The sequence below is a fragment of the Corallococcus praedator genome, assembly GCF_003612125.1.
GTDB classification, from domain to species: Bacteria; Myxococcota; Myxococcia; order Myxococcales; family Myxococcaceae; genus Corallococcus; species Corallococcus praedator.
Genome location: NZ_RAWI01001464.1, coordinates 1 through 383, shown reverse-complemented (window position 1 = coordinate 383; position 383 = coordinate 1). Strand labels below are relative to the sequence as shown.

The window sequence follows — 383 nt, the reverse complement described above, 5'->3', positions numbered from 1 at the left end:
ACGTACCATGCAGGCATTTCCCGACAGCACCTCCGAAACGAGCTCGACCGAGCAGCGCTGGGCCGTGCGCGCCCTGATCGTCGATGACGACGTGGCGATCCGTGAGCTGCTGTGCGATTACCTGACGCGCTTCAACATTCAGGCCCAGGGCGTGACCGACGGCGCCCAGATGCGCCAGGCCCTGAGCGACCAGACCTTCGACGTGGTGGTGCTGGACCTGATGCTCCCCGGCGAAGACGGTTTGTCCCTGTGCCGCTGGTTGCGCAGCACCTCGGACATCCCGATCCTGATGCTGACGGCGCGCTGCGAACCGACCGACCGCATCATCGGCCTGGAACTGGGTGCCGATGACTACATGGCCAAACCCTTCGAACCCCGCGAAC

The 383-nt window shown here is 65.0% G+C and carries 1 protein-coding gene; it reads left to right on the top strand.

The genetic code is table 11. From position 1 onward, the window contains the following. Positions 1–383, top strand: a 383-nt coding sequence (locus D7Y13_RS44910) for a response regulator (RefSeq protein ID WP_244222519.1), incomplete at both ends; no start/stop codon positions are given.